This is a genomic window from Ferroglobus sp. (assembly GCF_015521575.1).
In the GTDB taxonomy this organism is placed as follows: domain Archaea; phylum Halobacteriota; class Archaeoglobi; order Archaeoglobales; family Archaeoglobaceae; genus Ferroglobus.
This window is the reverse complement of the sequence record NZ_WANY01000209.1, coordinates 1-14494: the sequence shown is the minus strand read 5'-3', so window position 1 is coordinate 14494 and position 14494 is coordinate 1. Positions and strand designations below refer to the sequence as shown.

Genomic DNA, 14494 nt, shown 5'->3' with positions numbered 1-14494 from the left:
ATCCTATGTATGGAATTCTAAACTTCGCCACGCCTATAATCCACTCCGGTTTTACTGGCTGAGAGATAAAAGGCTGATCGTACATGGAATTCGCATCTCCTTTTGTTATGTAGCCGGAGTGCTTCGCCACACTTCCCCCGGGAAGTTTTTCACCAGCCTCGACCCATCTTATAGCTCTGTGAATTATGGGAGTTCTGCTTGTGTCTCCGTTTGGATAGTAAACTATCACATCCCCGTAGCTGCCGAAGCTCTTGTAGTTTATCTTCATTCCCTCCTCGTAGGTCACGATCTTAGTCCTGTCCTTACCCACGAGAATTACCACATCCCCTTTGTGGATGTGAGGCTCCATGCTTCCAGACTGAACAGCCACCATAAACGGCCAAGCGCCGGTTAAAATATATCCCACAGCAGCTATAACCGCAACAGTAATTAACGTTGAGACTACATCTTTGATTAGCCCTTTCAGATTCATTAGCTCGTGGTGAGAACGAATGGTAATTAAAACTATCGACACAAAGTTTCTGGTTAAGAAATTTGCTGTCTACGGCTACAACCTCCATCCCTCGGCAGTTGAGGAGCTGAGGAACTGCAGCATCGGTATTGATGACCTTCTCAAAGAACTCCAGAGGATCTGCGATGGGAAATTCATAATAACGGCTGAAGATATAAGGGAAGCTGAAAAAAGAGCCAGAGAGAGGTATCTAAAGACCATAACTGTGAAAAAGGAGACCGAAAAAAGAGAGGAAAAGAGCTACGGAGAACTTCAAATTCTTAAGGATGTTACCGGCAGATCCACCTGCAGAGGAGATGTAGAGGACTTCGTAGCTTATTTCAACTCCCGTTACGAAAAAATTCTGAGGATTTTGAGGGGAAGAGTAAATCCCGTTCCAATTTCTTCCCTCTGGAAGCTTAGAGCCGAGAAAGTTGATGTCGTCGGAATTGTAAATGACGTAAGAGAAGTTAACGAGAACACGGCGGTGATTGAGCTTGAAGATAAAACCGGAATCGTCAGCATTCTCGCTACCGGAAAAATAAAAGAGGAAGCCATGGAGCTAATAGGAGACGAAGTTATTGGAGTTTCCGGAACCATAAACGGAAATAGGATTATCGCTGACAGAATCGTTTTTCCTGACGTCCCGATAAACAACGGGAAGAAGAAGAGAAACTTCAGGATCGTTTTCATCTCCGATATTCACTTCGGCAGCAAAACTTTCCTCAAAGAGGAGTGGGAGAGGTTCGTTAGCTGGATAAACTGCGAGAGCGGAAATGAAAAGCTTGTAGAGTTGGCTGAACAGGTTAAATATATTTTCGTTGCTGGAGACGTCGTAGACGGTGTCGGAATTTATCCTGAGCAGGAAAAAGAGTTGGAAATTGTGGACATCTACCAGCAGTACGAAACCGCTGCCGAATACTTTGACATGATAAGGAAAGACGTGAAAATAATCGTCTCCCCCGGAAACCACGATGCGGTGAGGCAAGCCGAACCTCAACCGGCTTTACCAAAGGAGTTCTCAAGCCTGTTTTCCAACAACGTCGTTTGCGTTGGAAACCCGAGTATGATAGACGTAAGAGGAGTTAAAGTTCTAATGTACCACGGAAGGAGTTTGGACGACTTAATATCGAAGATTAACAGGTTGGAGTACTCCAAGCCTCAGGAGGCTCTCTTTGAACTTCTGAAAAGGAGACATCTCTCGCCAATGTACGGGGAGAGAGTTCCGATCGCTCCAGAAAAAGAAGACTACCTCGTGATTGACGAGGTTCCAGATGTGCTTCACTCCGGACACGTTCACACTTACGGCACCGGCTTTTATCGCGGAATTTTCGTCGTTTGCTCCTCCACTTGGCAAAGCCAAACAGAGTTCCAGAAAAAAGTGAATTTAAATCCCATGCCGGGTATAGTGGCTGTCTACCAGCCGGGAGGGGAAGTTGTAAGGTTGAGATTCTACAGCGAATAATTTTTATACACTTGAAGAAGAGTTCGAAAAATGAGAGCGATAGCGCTTGCTTTAGCTTTAATCTTGCTCTTATCAGTCTCTAACGCCCAAAACCTTACAATAAACATTCTAAACTATAAAGGAGGGGCAGTAAGCGTTCAAATTTTTGGGGAGAACTTCTCGATCAACAAAACCTTCCAAAATTCATCCGTAACTTTCCCGATAAAGCCCGGAAATTATCACGTGATAACGATATACAACAATCTAAGCATCGTGAAAAACGTCAACGTAACTAACGACACAACGCTTGAGCTTAGTTTCGAGGAAATGAACGACATCTCATCCCTATTCTACCTGAACAGACACGTTATCGTAGGAAGGGGAGAAGTCGTGGAAATCGACGTGATTTATAACCCCACCCAGAAATTCTTCAGGGGAGATTTGGAAAAGACAATTCCCAGAGATGCGAAAAACCTCTCAATTCTGGAATTTACTGGAAGACTCGAAGATTTTTCAGTGGTTGACAATAAAGTCGTTTACAAGAACGTTGTAATCCCACCAAATGCGAGCATCAGAGCAGTTTATTACTACCTCCTCGATTCCAACGAGATGACGTTGAACTCGGAGCTTGACACGAAACAACTCGTTCTCTTTTTACCTCCGGATGTGAACGCAATTTCAGACGACTTGAGTTTTGCGGGAACTCGCGCTCTCGGAAGTTCGACCTACAACATCTACACAGCCACAAACCTCTCAAAAGGGAAAACCATAGAAGTGAAATTCGAAAGATCGGAAGTTAAATTAGAAGAGAAGCAAGGAGGATTCAATCCCTTCCTCATTGTCGGAGCGGTTTTAATTCTCGCTGGAGTTTCTCTCTACGTCTACAGCAAAAAGAAAGAAGGAAAAACGGAAGAGAAAGAAGACTGGAAAGTTTAAATTATTTCTGTTCCAACTTTCTCTCCTCTCAACGCTTTCTTTAGATTTTCCACCGTTCCGTTGAATATTAACGTCGGTATTTTGCTCCTTTCAATTACCTTAGCCGCAAGCAAATCTACGACGCTCTTGCTTCCTGCCGATATTCTGCTTTTATAAACTATCTCCACAAGCTCTTCGGGAGATAGCTTTTCAAACAACTTGGCTTCGGGATTTACCCTCGGATCTTCGGAGAATACCCCCTCAACGTTCGTAGCTATCATAAGCTTTTCCGCATTGACGTACTCGGCTAACAAAGCTGCTGTCGCATCCGTTGTATGTCCAGGAAAAGTTCCCCCCATAACAACCACATCGTAGTTCTTTAAAAGAATCTCAGCCTCACGAAAGTCTCTTGGGATCACCTTAGGAGCTTTTTTAATCGACTGAGCGAGAAGCAGAGCATTTATCCTCGTTATTTCTATTCCCATGTAATCGCAAAGAGCCTCGTTTCCACCCAAACTCCTCAGAGCATCGATATATTTTCTCGCAAGCTTTCCACCACCAACAACTACAGCAACCTTTCCCGAATGCTCATCAAACACCTTCCCGTATTCCGCTATTCTTTCAGCTTTTATATCTGAAAACAGTACTGATCCTCCTATCGAAACCACGATCATCATACGTAGTTATGGGAGTAGGTTAAATTTTTTCCGCATTATATTTGGATTTGTTAACTCCTTTTCTATTTTCAAATTTTGTAAATGGCAAAATATTTATATTCGATTTACTATACTGTAATCGGTGGATATTATGGAGTTCACCGAAAAAGATGAAAGGTTGGTTGAACTCCTCACTGAGGCTGGATTGAATAAGAACATAGCAAAAGTACTTGTCTATCTGTCCAAAGTTGGAGAGACTGTTTCCAGAGACATAGAGAGGGCAGCCAACTTGAGGCAGCCAGAGGTTAGCATAGCGATGAAAGAGCTAAAAGAAATGGGATGGGTCAAAGATAGAGAGATAAAGAAGAAGGGCAAGGGAAGACCGCTGAAGAGCTACAAGCTCACCCTCGATTTGAAAGACATAGTTTCCGAGCTCGTTAGGAAGAAGAGGGAAGAGATACAAAAACTTGAGAAAGATTTAGAGGAACTTGAAAAGCTCGTAGGATTGAAATGATTGCAGAAAAAGACGTAAGTAACAAGAAGGTCTGGTTAAGCGTAGAAGAAGCTCTGATCATCTGCCACGGCTTACCTTACGAGCCGGGCTCCGTTGTGGATAAAAGTTACTTGGATGTGGCTAAATTCTTTTCTTCAAGAGGTTATCCTTCGGTTATTTTCGATTTTACTGGCACTGGAAAAAGCAGAGGTTCTTTTAGCCTAATAAAATGGCTTGAAGATCTCGAAGAGGTTGCAGAAAATTTCGAAAAAGTTTCGATACTGGGTTTCAGCATGGGAGGAGCTGTAGCTTTAAATTTCGAGAACGCAGAGAAAATAGTAGCTGTAGCGTCACCTTGTTCGGCGGAAATGTTTAGCGAAGAGGGGTTGGAGAGAATTTACGCTAACGCAAGATTGAAGTCCACTTTGAGGGGATTAAAAGACTTTGAAAGCTTTAAAAAGCAGTTTCTCGAAGAGTTTTACTCAATAGAGCCCATAAAATCCGTCGAGAATCTTCGATGTCCCCTCATGTTCGTCCACGGAACCAAAGATGATGTTGTTCCGTTCTACTGCTCCGAAGAGCTTTATAGAAAAGCAAGAGGAAAGAAAAAGTTCTTGATAGTAAAAAACGGAGATCACTTCTTGAGGAGAAACGAGAGAGTTCTCGAAAAGATCGCTGAGTGGTTAAAAAAAGTAGATGAGGGTGTTGAAGAATTAACCCTTTGAAATTTTTTGCAGAATGCTGTCGATTTCGTTGAAAACTTCTTCTATGCTTTTAGTTCCATCAACCTCGTAAAGAATTCCCGTTTTCTTGTAGTACTCTTTCAGAGGTTCCGTCTGCTCCTTGTAAACTCTGTACCTCTCCCTAACGACATCCTCCTTGTCATCATCCCTCTGATAAAGCTCTCCCCCACATTTGTCGCATTTCCCATTAACTTTCGGCGGGTTGTAGATTAAGTTGTACACAGCCCCGCACTGCTTGCATATTCTTCTGTAGACTATCCTCTTGACAATCTCCTCTTCAGGAACCTCGATGCTTATCACCGCATCAAGTTTTCTCCCCATTTCGTCGAGCATCTCATCCAAAGCTTCAGCTTGCCTCACGGTTCTAGGAAATCCGTCGAGAATGAATCCTTTTTCGCAGTCCGGCTGGGACAGTCTTTCCTTAACAATCCCGATGACAACCTCATCCGGAACAAGCTCTCCTCTATCCATGTACTCTTTAGCCTTTCTTCCGAGCTCCGTACCTTTAGCAACAGCCTCTCGAAGAATGTCTCCAGTTGCAATCTGAGGAATTCCGTATTTTTCGACGATCATTTTTGCTTGAGTTCCTTTTCCAGCTCCCGGAGGTCCGAGAAGTATCAAGTTCATGGAGGAAGAAGGAGAAGAAACAATTAAACTTTTTGATTTTTTAACATCTTAAATGCTTTCCTTATTACCTTCCTTATTTCTCCCCTCTTCCTCCACCCTCCGAGTTTCTTAGCCACTTTCCTTATGCTTCCGTACTTTTTATAAAGAAGGAGTATTTCTCTCTCTTTTTCACTCAACTCAAGCTTCTCAAGCGCTTCATCTACTATTCTATCGATGTCGTATCCCTCGTAATGGTATTCGTGGGGTTCGATTTCCCTTTCAAAAGGCTCGAATTCGAATTTTATGAAATAAAGCTCATCTTTCCCGTAATAGTTCCTCACTTCTCTCAGAAAGTCCTCCAAGGAGTTGAAACCTTCTAATTTCGCATCTTTCTCCGTGAACTCATCAATTTTCTTCTTCTCCACACTCAGAATTTTAGCAATACCTATTATCTTCCCTCCACAGTGAACTAAAGCTTTATCACCGGCTTTTAGGTTGGTCCAGCTTCTAACTGTGGCTTTTTTCTTCCCGGAAAGCAGAAGTTCCTTGTACTTTTCTTTGAACTCAAGATGTTTCATCCGCGAGGAAGATTCCATCTTTGTCCCTCACGATTTTGAACTTAACCGCCTCGCCAACACCTTTGTTCGTTAAAACTGTTACGACCCTTCCCTTAACAACAGCTATTTTCTCCCCTTCACTCCTTCCCTCGCAAATTATTCTTCCCCTGAACACATCTCCCCTCTTTATCGGTGAAGGATACCTCGCTCTCTTCTCTATTCCAAAGTCCTTGGGAGACAGAACAAGCTTTACTCCGTACTCTTCCTCCATTTTCCTCAGCTTTTCGTAGAATTCTTTGAAGCTCATAACGTCCTTCAACTTCCTCCCTCCCTTGTAGGGTATGTACTTCTGGATTCCAAGGGGAGGATACTTCTTACCGGCTCCGACTTCAAGAGCGAACTCTATAATCTTCGGAATTTCCTCGTCATTTATTCCCGGAAGCCATACCGGAGCGATTAGCAGATCTATTTTGCTGTTAGCTATTGCCTCCGCAGCTTCAAGTACTTTTTTCAGAGGATATTTCGTTCCATAGATTTTGTTCGCAAGCTCTTGATCGAGCGCGCTTATGCTCACGTTGAACCTATCCAGAATTCCCTCAAACTCCTCCACGACCTTTTCACTTATCAGCGTTCCGTTAGTTTGCATGGAGACTACCGAAACCTCCTTTATCTCCGCAACACCTTCAAGAAGTTGCTTCATGTAGGGATAAAGCATTGGCTCAGCCTGTCCGTCGATGTGCACCTCCACTCCGTTTCCTTTAAACTCGCAAACTTTCCTAAGTTCTTCAAGCAGGTAATCCGGATCGACTATAAAGTCCGTTTTCTTGGTTTTACTGATCTTTCCCTCATCGACACTACAGAATATGCAGTTGAGGTTGCAGCCGGTTATCGGACGAACTTGAATTAAATTCGTTCCCCTATCTATTATCCCGAAAGCGGCATGTCCGAGCAAAGGTATTCCGCTCTCCTTGCTTACGTAAACGAGCGGTCGCTTAGTTGTGTGATGAAGAACTTTCTTCTCCTCGCTGAAGGAGATAATGTACTCCTTCGGATACTTCTTAGCGAGTTTCTCATACTTACTCTTGTCAAACCTCACCTCGATTATTCCCCTTATCAGGAATACTTTCTCCCCGTTAATCTCGTATTCGGTTATCATAGCTTCTTTAGCTCGATCAGATACTTTTTACCCTCCTCAGTTATTGAAAAAACATCCCCCTCCGCTTTTATAAGCTTCTTTTCTTCGAGGGCTCTTAAAACACTTTTGAGTATCACTTCGGGAATCCTCATGTTTTTGGACATATCCTCCATTTTCGACTTTTCGTGCATCAGATACTCAAGAACTCTAATTTCGTGGCTCATAAATTTAATAGTTTTCGCTTGTATAAAAACGTTGAGCACAGGTTTTATATACTCTTTAATTCAAAATTCAAGAGGTTATGGGGAGGAGGAGCGAAATAGAGGAGCTCTCAGACATAAAGCCAGTGAGTGATGAGGAATTCGAGGAATTGCTCGACAGCATGAAAGATAGGAGAAGAAAGAAGAAGAGGAGGTAAATGTTCCGAATTTACCCGGCGGTAGATATAAAAGGCGGAAAATGCGTCCAGCTTCAGCAAGGTGACCCGAGTAAAGTTCTTTTTTCCGTAGATGATCCGGTAAAGGTTGCTGAGTTTTGGGTTGAGAAGGGAGCAAAGGCTTTGCATGTGATCGATCTTGACGGAGCTTTTGAGGGTAAGCTGAAGAACGAAGACATTATTCTCAAAATAGCTGAATTGGCAGAAATTCAGGTTGGAGGGGGAATTAGAAGCATAGACATTGCGGAAAAACTCCTAAAGAGTGGAGTTAGCAGAGTCATAGTCGGTACTCTCGCTTTGAAGGAGCCGGAAGCCGTTAGAAAGCTTGCGAAAGATTATCCGAATAGAGTTATCATTTCTATAGACACGAGGGACGATAAAGTAGTCGTTAACGGCTGGAGAGCTAAAACTGAACTCTCTCCAATTGAAGTTGCGAAGCTTTTTGACGATCTCGAAGTTTCTTTTTTGCTTACGGACGTTAACGTTGAGGGGTTGATGAAAGGCGTGAGGAAGGAGTTTATAAAAGAGGTCGTCGCTTCTCTCAAAAAAGATGTGATAGTCTCTGGAGGCGTGAGCAGTTACGAGGACGCAAAGCTAATAAAGGAGTTAGGGGCAAGTGGGGTTGTCATCGGATCTGCTTTATACCTCGGCAAGGTGAAATTTGAAGAGCTCTTAGAGCTGGAGGAGTTGTGATGAAAGCAAGAGTTAGTAGAGAAACGAAGGAAACGAAGGTAGAAGTTTACGTCGACTTTTTCGGAGAAGATTACGAGATTTCTACTGGAATTGCCTTCCTCGATCACATGCTTGAAAACTTTGCAAAGCACGCTGAAATCGGGCTTGTTGTGAGAGCAAAAGGAGATTTGGAAGTCGACGAGCACCACACGGTTGAAGACGTGGCTATAACTCTCGGGAGAGCGTTCAAAGAGGCTCTCGGGAGTAAAGAGGGTTTGAAAAGATTCGGATATGCGATAGTTCCCATGGATGAAAGCGTGGCAATCTGCGGAATCGATCTGAGTGGCAGAGGCGTTTTCGTTTTAAACGGGGAGTTCGGTGATGCGGGGATTAAAGGAGAAAACGTCGTCCACTTCTTCGATACCTTCTGCAGAAACTCCGGAATAAACGTGTTCCTTGAAGTTAGAGGAGCAAATTCTCACCACAAAATAGAGGCTTCTTTCAAAGCTTTAGCCCTCTCGATAAAAATGGCAACCGAAAAGGGAAAAGGAGTTAGAAGCACTAAGGGTGTCCTTGACTGAGAAGGTACATCACGAATATCCCGACAACGAAGAAAAGAAAGCTTGCGGCAGACCTTTTAAACTCCGCCACCTTATGAAGCTCTGGAATTAAATCGCTGCTTGCCACGTAGGTGAAATTACCCGCTGCGAAGGCGAGCAAATAACTCGTTACATCTTCTCTTAACAGGAAAAATCCGATAACCGCACCGAAGACCGCTGTTAAAGCTGTTAGAAAGTTAAAAAGTAGGGCTTTTTTCTTGCTAAAGCCACCAAAAACGAGGACAGAGAAGTCACCAAGCTCTTGGGGAAGTTCGTGAGCTGCCACGGCGAAAGTGGATATTAAGCCGAGTTTAAAATCTACAAGGTACGATGCCGCTATTATAATCCCGTCGACAAAGTTGTGAACGCTATCACCTATGAGCGCGAGATAAGTCACCGGATGGATTTTGCATTCATCTTCGTGACAGTGCCTCCACCTTAGGATTCTTTCAAGAAGGTAAAAAGACGAAAATCCGAGGATGAAGACGAGCATGGCTGCTTTAGCTTCAACGTGTTCCACAGCTTCGGGAATTAGGTGTAAAAAAGATGCACCGAGAAGAATTCCCGTTGCAAAGCTGACCATGAAGAAGATTATCTTCCTAAAGAGTTCATCGTTCATCGCTATCGTGAAAATACCCACAAGAGAGAGGAGACTTATCGCAAAAGTGCTTAAAAGGATGTATTCCAGCATGTCTTCACAAGATTTCATCGTGAATAAAAACCTCTCGATGTCAAGCCCCTTTATGACTTAGATATGCCGAAATCGCAACAAGAACAGTTCCCCCAGCCAAGAGCATTAATTCAATAAGCGTGGTATATTCGTAATCGAGGGCATACTTGAAGTAAGTAACTACGAGAACTATAACAACAACCTTTAACAATTTCGATTTTAAATCGTCAAGAGACGGAATAGAGAGAATTTTCGAAGTTTTCATTTTTTCTATTGGCTTAACGAACAAATCGTAAAGTCCTAAAGAGAATATTAGCAAAACCGTTCCAATCAGGTAAACATCCATAGCCGTTATTATCAAGCTTATAATTTCCCTATAGACGTTTTTTGGATCAAGAGAAGAGACTGTTACGCTGAAAATCGTATTTAAAGTTATTACAGTTCCGATAATAAATAGAGCTGCAGATGCAATTAGCGAGGAAAAGACCGCAAAAAGAACGAGAAGTCTCGATTGCCAAAGAGTCTCCTCAGTTACCTCGACAATTCTTTTCATAACCCATTCAACCAATTACCCGTATAAATACATTACACTCAAAAGAGATTTATACCCAAAGCTTGGATTAATATACGACTGGCCCGGATGGGGTAGTGGTTATCCTCTGGGACTGTGGATCCCAGGAGCCGGGTTCGAATCCCGGTCCGGGCCCTTTCTGATACCTGTTGCTGACTCCGTGCATTCTACGTTTACGATATTCCTCACTAATAGCTTTCGAACTCGAAACCAAATTTTTGAAGATTGATCGAAAGAAGACGAAATTTAATATTGCCAGCTTTCATCCAAAAATCGAATTTAGCTCATTTAAAAACCATTTGATGTAACTCCTAAACCCTTGCCTACGCATCTCTATCGCTTTTTTAGCCAAGTTGTGGATCTCGAAGCTGTGCTCTTCGTAAAATTCCATGGCGGTACACCAAGATTTTATCGAGTTCGGCAGCTTTTTCGGTTTCAAGCCGAGGTAGTAGGATGGAGCAACCAAATCTGGATGTCTGGCGTAAGTCCATATCTCGCAGGCTTTCTCTCCTTTCGGAATTCGTTGAGCGTACAAAAAGGAATATTCAGTTTTCAAAGCTTTTGGTCTAATCTTCTCTTGCTGCCATTGAATCAGATGAGTTAGCTCGTGAGCTACGGTATGATAAAGAACTCGCTTCGGTTTCTTGAGTAGCACAGGATTTATAGCGATCTTCCAGTCTCGTAAGTATTTACCATAGGCTGAACCAGTGTAGTAAAGCGAAACACTGTCAATTTCTGGAAAGTAATGCTCGAGAACCTTCCTAACTTTTTCTTCAAGTCTTTTTGGAATCCTCTTTGATTTAACGACAATCCGCATTCAAACCCCCAACTACTAAATCATCCAAGCTTTTAGAGATTTGCGCTACGCAACCAGCTTTGTCGAGAGTTATCTTCCAGTTTATCCTCAAGCAGCAAATATCAAGCCATTTAGCTTCGAAAAGCTATAAAATAAGTCATCACGGAGAGCAAGACAAGAACAGCAAGAGCAAAAGCAACTCCTAAGGTTAGTTAAGGCTTTGTCTTCTTTTATTTAAAAAGCTACCCTCAAAGAGTGCGATAGCTCTCTCATCGGATATCTTTATTAACTTCCACTGTTCAAAATTCAAACATGGAGGACATGAACAAGGCTATTTTGAAGGCTCTTGCAGAAATTGGAAGAGCCGCATCATCTAAGGAAATAGCAGAAAAGCTCGGTGTTCCGACGAGTAAAGTAAGCTGCAGGTTGGCTCCGCTGAAAAGGAAGGGTTTGATAGAATCTCCCGAAAAAGGAAAGTGGGTAATTACTGAGGAGGGTAAGAAAGCTATCGAGGCATGAAAGTCATAGTATCTCTCCATTTAAAACCGCTTCCCGGCTCTCCAAATTTTTTAAGCTTCGAAGATTGCTTAGATCATGCGGTGAGAAACGCTATTTTAATCGAAAACTGTGGAGCAGACGCGATAATAGTGGAGAACTTCAATGATAAGCCTTTTTTCATTAAAGCACCTCCGGAAACCATAGCTTCTATGAGCGTTATCGTAAGGGAGATAGTAAGAGAGATTAGCATTCCGGTAGGAGTAAACGTTTTGAGAAACGACGGCGTAGCTGCCTTAGCCATAGCAAAAGCTACAGGAGCCAAATTTATTAGAGTGAACCAGATGATTTTTCCAGCGGTGATGCCGGAGGGATTTGTAGAGCCGATCGCAGCGAAAATTGCAAGATACAAGAGATTTCTGAACTGCAACGCTAAGATATTCGCAGATTTGTCTGTCAAACACTCCGTACAGCTTGCAAAAATCGAAGACTTCATCGATAACGTCGACAGAGCCTACTGCGATGCGGTAATTGTGACCGGAAAAAAGACAGGCGAACCTCCAGAGGCAGGTATTCTAAAGAGAATAAAGGAACTTGTGGACATGCCGGTCATCCTCGGGAGCGGTGCTACTCCAGAAAACTTGAGAAATTACGATGCCGACGGTGTCATAGTCGGGACGTACGTGAAGGAGGGAGAAAATTACTCCTGCAAAAAACTGAAGCAAGTCCTTTCAGAGGCGAAAAAGCTTGGAGGAGAGTTAGATTTATAGCTCCTGTGGTATTTCGCACCATTACGGGAAAAGGGTTAAATAACTTTAAAACTTAACGGTGTTAAGTATGAAGAAAGTTGACTGCATTGGGTTGTTCTGCCCAATGCCCCTTTACATGACGAGGAAAGCTGTAGAGGAGGCTGAAAAAGGCGAGATTATAGAAGTTCTCGCCGATGATCCTGCAGCTAAGAAAGACATCCCAGAGTGGGCTAAGAGGATGGGACATGAAGTATTGGAAGTGGAAGAGAGAGACGGTATTTACAGAATTGTGATTAGAAAGGGGTGATGTATCGTGCCTTACATGGATTACGTTTCAGGCTGTCCTGTGGATGAAAGGGTCGTTGAGGCAATGCTTCCCTACTTTAAGCATCCCGGAAACCCCTCATCAATTCATTCCGTAGGATTGGAAGCAAGAAACGCAATGGAAGAAGCGAGAGGAAAAGTAGCTTCGCTCATAAACGCTGACTCAAGCGAGATAGTTTTCACAAGCGGAGCAACCGAGGCGAACAATCTCGCTATAATTGGATACGCTATGAGGAACAAAAGTAAGGGCAAGCACATAATCGTGAGTGCTATAGAGCACATTTCGATTATAAACTGCGCAAAGTTCCTTCAAAAAAACGGATTCGAAGTGGATTACGCTCCCGTAGATAGATACGGGAAGGTAAAACTCGATGAACTCGAAAATCTCGTTAGAGAGGACACAATTCTCGTTTCCATACAACACGCCAATCCAGAAATCGGAACGATTCAGGACATCGAAAAGGTTAGAGATGCCATAAAAGATGTAACCCTCCACGTCGATGCCACTGCAAGTTTGGGAAAGATTGAGGTTAATGTGGAAAGGCTTGGCGTTGACATGCTCACCCTTTCTTCAAACGACATCTACGGGCCAAGAGGTGTTGGAGCCCTCTACATAAGGAAGGGTGTTAGAGTTAATCCCATAATACTCGGAGGAGGGCAGGAAAGAGGGCTTAGGGGAGGAACTGAGAACGTTGCAGCGATAGTAGGGTTTGGTAGAGCGGCTGAAATTACGATGGAAGAGTGGAAAAGCGAAGCTGAGAGACTCAAAAAGATGAGAGATCGGCTCATCGAAGGACTGCTAAAAATAGAAGACACGTTCCTCAACGGACACCCAACCGATAGACTACCCAACAACGCTTCGGTGAGGTTCAGCTACATAGAAGGAGAATCGATAATCCTCAGCCTCGACATGGAGGGAATTCAAGCTTCTACAGGCTCAGCATGTACGTCAAAAACTCTACAACCTTCTCACGTCCTCATGGCAATCGGTTTAAAGCACGAAGAAGCTCACGGAAGCGTCGTCTTCAGCCTCGGAAGGTGGAACAAAGAGGAAGACGTCGACTACGTCCTCGAAAAACTGCCACCGATAATAGAGAGGCTCAGAATGATGTCCCCCTTATACCTGAAAAAGAAGAAAGGAGGTGGTTAGTTTGTATAGCGAGAAGGTAATGGAGCATTTCAGGAATCCGAGAAATGTTGGAGTTATCGAAGACGCTGACGGTGTTGGGACTGTCGGAAACCCCGTTTGCGGAGATATGATGACGATCTACATTAAAGTCAAGGATGATAGAATAGAGGATATAAAATTCCAGACTTTCGGTTGCGCAGCTGCTATTGCCACAAGCAGCATGGCAACCGAGCTTGCAAAAGGAAAGACGCTCGAAGAGGCTCTAAAAATTACGAAACAAACGGTGGCTGAGGCTTTAGGAGGTCTTCCCCCTCAGAAGATGCACTGCTCGAACCTTGCAGCTGAGGCTTTGAAGAGAGCCATAGCAGACTACCTAAAAAAGCAGGGAAGAATTGACGAGCTGAAAAGACTTGGACTGGATAAGCTGAGCGAAGAGGAGGAGCACGAAGAAGAAGTTTGCGAAGTCTGAGCCTTTACCGAAACCTTTTTAATCATACTTTTTAAACTCTAAATCAAGCGCGGGTAGTCTAGTGGTAGGACAACGGCCTTCCGAGCCGTTAGCCCGGGTTCGAATCCCGGCCCGCGCATGACTTGCGTAACGTCAGCTCCTGCAATTAAAACAATTGCCGGTTTTATCTGCTGTTTTATCGATTTTAAGACGTTGTCAACGAATTTGGAGCAACTACCAGGATTTCAGAACTCTCCAAACTCTAACAACTTTGGCTCTTGCCGATCTTACATCTACGAATATCTCAATAGCTCTTCACTCCACAGCCCCATTAAAATGTCGTTGACCAAGCTCAATTCGATTCGAGAAAGTGAACAGCGGCATATAAAGTTGCCAAACGTTACGTTTTCAAGATCTTCGATCTCGTAAAAACTTCAATCTCATAGTCTTGAGTGATGAGTTTTTGAAGTCTCTTTTGCCACCTCCTGACCTTCTCCTTTTTTAATATCCTCGTTGAAGTAGTTTTTATGGAGTTTAATTAAGAGCTTTCAAAAATTTTACCGCTT

The 14494-nt window shown here is 43.3% G+C and carries 20 protein-coding genes and 2 tRNA genes; 13 read left to right on the top strand and 9 right to left on the bottom strand.

The features are described 5' to 3' along the window. Positions 1–472, bottom strand: a 472-nt coding sequence (locus F7C14_RS08405) for a signal peptidase I (RefSeq protein ID WP_290901789.1), incomplete at its 3' end; no start/stop codon positions are given. Between the two features lie 19 nt (positions 473–491). Here F7C14_RS08405 and F7C14_RS08400 point away from each other — a divergent pair. Together F7C14_RS08400 and F7C14_RS08395 are read left to right on the top strand one after the other, a co-directional pair. Further along, a complete protein-coding gene (locus tag F7C14_RS08400; protein WP_290901787.1) occupies positions 492–1955 on the top strand; it encodes a DNA-directed DNA polymerase II small subunit in 1464 nt (487 codons plus the stop codon). Positions 1956–1985: 30 nt separating this feature from the next. After that, positions 1986–2870, top strand: coding sequence for a hypothetical protein (locus tag F7C14_RS08395; protein ID WP_290901785.1), 885 nt, complete (start codon positions 1986–1988; stop codon positions 2868–2870). Here F7C14_RS08395 and pyrH read toward each other — a convergent pair. Further along, the gene (gene pyrH / locus F7C14_RS08390) at positions 2867–3523 is read right to left on the bottom strand and encodes a UMP kinase (RefSeq protein WP_290901783.1); all 657 of its coding nucleotides are present in this window, start codon (positions 3521–3523) and stop codon (positions 2867–2869) included. The genes F7C14_RS08395 and pyrH overlap by 4 nt on opposite strands. A gap of 133 nt (positions 3524–3656) precedes the next feature. On the opposite strand from pyrH, the gene F7C14_RS08385 reads away from it, so the two are divergent. Together F7C14_RS08385 and F7C14_RS08380 are read left to right on the top strand one after the other, a co-directional pair. Beyond that, positions 3657–4019 (top strand): helix-turn-helix domain-containing protein, encoded by a 363-nt coding sequence (locus F7C14_RS08385; protein ID WP_290901793.1) that lies wholly within the window; start codon positions 3657–3659, stop codon positions 4017–4019. Beyond that, positions 4016–4723: an alpha/beta fold hydrolase gene (locus F7C14_RS08380; RefSeq protein ID WP_290901781.1), complete on the top strand. Its 708-nt coding sequence runs from the start codon at positions 4016–4018 to the stop codon at positions 4721–4723. The genes F7C14_RS08385 and F7C14_RS08380 overlap by 4 nt, the downstream gene beginning before the upstream one ends. Here F7C14_RS08380 and F7C14_RS08375 read toward each other — a convergent pair. The 4 genes from F7C14_RS08375 to F7C14_RS08360 are packed head-to-tail and all read right to left on the bottom strand — an operon-like array spanning position 4712 to position 7263. After that, entirely contained in the window at positions 4712–5368 is a 657-nt protein-coding gene (locus tag F7C14_RS08375; RefSeq protein ID WP_290901779.1) for an adenylate kinase, read from the bottom strand. The genes F7C14_RS08380 and F7C14_RS08375 overlap by 12 nt on opposite strands. 23 nt (positions 5369–5391) lie before the next feature. Next, a complete protein-coding gene (locus F7C14_RS08370; protein WP_290901777.1) occupies positions 5392–5943 on the bottom strand; it encodes an ASCH domain-containing protein in 552 nt (183 codons plus the stop codon). Further along, positions 5912–7060, bottom strand: a complete 1149-nt coding sequence (locus F7C14_RS08365; RefSeq protein ID WP_290901775.1) for a radical SAM protein — start codon at positions 7058–7060, stop codon at positions 5912–5914. Before F7C14_RS08365 ends, F7C14_RS08370 begins: the two co-directional genes overlap by 32 nt. Next, a complete protein-coding gene (locus F7C14_RS08360; RefSeq protein ID WP_290901773.1) occupies positions 7057–7263 on the bottom strand; it encodes a winged helix-turn-helix domain-containing protein in 207 nt (68 codons plus the stop codon). The genes F7C14_RS08365 and F7C14_RS08360 overlap by 4 nt, the downstream gene beginning before the upstream one ends. Positions 7264–7457: 194 nt before the next feature. Here F7C14_RS08360 and hisA point away from each other — a divergent pair, with 194 nt between their 5' ends. Next, on the top strand, positions 7458–8168 hold the full coding sequence (hisA, locus tag F7C14_RS08355) for a 1-(5-phosphoribosyl)-5-[(5-phosphoribosylamino)methylideneamino]imidazole-4-carboxamide isomerase (protein WP_290901772.1): 711 nt from the start codon (positions 7458–7460) through the stop codon (positions 8166–8168). Further along, positions 8168–8728, top strand: coding sequence for an imidazoleglycerol-phosphate dehydratase HisB (hisB, locus tag F7C14_RS08350; protein ID WP_290901770.1), 561 nt, complete (start codon positions 8168–8170; stop codon positions 8726–8728). The genes hisA and hisB overlap by 1 nt, the downstream gene beginning before the upstream one ends. On the opposite strand, the gene F7C14_RS08345 is transcribed toward hisB, so the two are convergent. Beyond that, positions 8709–9437, bottom strand: a complete 729-nt coding sequence (locus F7C14_RS08345; RefSeq protein WP_290901768.1) for a ZIP family metal transporter — start codon at positions 9435–9437, stop codon at positions 8709–8711. The two genes, hisB and F7C14_RS08345, sit on opposite strands and share 20 nt — an antisense overlap. A 40-nt stretch (positions 9438–9477) precedes the next feature. Beyond that, positions 9478–9969: a YqhA family protein gene (locus F7C14_RS08340; protein ID WP_290901765.1), complete on the bottom strand. Its 492-nt coding sequence runs from the start codon at positions 9967–9969 to the stop codon at positions 9478–9480. Positions 9970–10050: 81 nt separating this feature from the next. Here F7C14_RS08340 and F7C14_RS08335 point away from each other — a divergent pair. Beyond that, a tRNA-His gene (locus F7C14_RS08335) sits at positions 10051–10122 on the top strand. A 127-nt stretch (positions 10123–10249) separates the two neighbouring features. On the opposite strand, the gene F7C14_RS08330 is transcribed toward F7C14_RS08335, so the two are convergent. Then, positions 10250–10804 carry a SprT-like domain-containing protein gene (locus F7C14_RS08330; protein WP_290901762.1) on the bottom strand — a complete coding sequence of 185 codons (555 nt, stop codon included), beginning with the start codon at positions 10802–10804 and terminating at the stop codon, positions 10250–10252. A 291-nt stretch (positions 10805–11095) separates the two neighbouring features. Between F7C14_RS08330 and F7C14_RS08325 the strand changes: the two genes are divergently transcribed. The 6 genes from F7C14_RS08325 to F7C14_RS08300 all read left to right on the top strand — a co-directional run bounded on the left by F7C14_RS08325 (position 11096) and on the right by F7C14_RS08300 (position 14067). After that, positions 11096–11302, top strand: coding sequence for a helix-turn-helix domain-containing protein (locus tag F7C14_RS08325; RefSeq protein WP_290901760.1), 207 nt, complete (start codon positions 11096–11098; stop codon positions 11300–11302). After that, on the top strand, positions 11299–12048 hold the full coding sequence (locus F7C14_RS08320; protein ID WP_290901757.1) for a BtpA/SgcQ family protein: 750 nt from the start codon (positions 11299–11301) through the stop codon (positions 12046–12048). Before F7C14_RS08325 ends, F7C14_RS08320 begins: the two co-directional genes overlap by 4 nt. 67 nt (positions 12049–12115) lie before the next feature. Then, a complete protein-coding gene (locus tag F7C14_RS08315) occupies positions 12116–12334 on the top strand; it encodes a sulfurtransferase TusA family protein (RefSeq protein ID WP_290901755.1) in 219 nt (72 codons plus the stop codon). Between the two features lie 6 nt (positions 12335–12340). Further along, positions 12341–13501 carry a cysteine desulfurase family protein gene (locus F7C14_RS08310; RefSeq protein ID WP_367114352.1) on the top strand — a complete coding sequence of 387 codons (1161 nt, stop codon included), beginning with the start codon at positions 12341–12343 and terminating at the stop codon, positions 13499–13501. Between the two features lies 1 nt (position 13502). After that, the gene (gene nifU, locus F7C14_RS08305; RefSeq protein WP_290901753.1) at positions 13503–13949 is read left to right on the top strand and encodes a Fe-S cluster assembly scaffold protein NifU; all 447 of its coding nucleotides are present in this window, start codon (positions 13503–13505) and stop codon (positions 13947–13949) included. Positions 13950–13996: 47 nt separating this feature from the next. Beyond that, positions 13997–14067: transfer RNA gene (locus tag F7C14_RS08300), tRNA-Gly, on the top strand. Positions 14068–14494 lie beyond the last annotated feature (427 nt).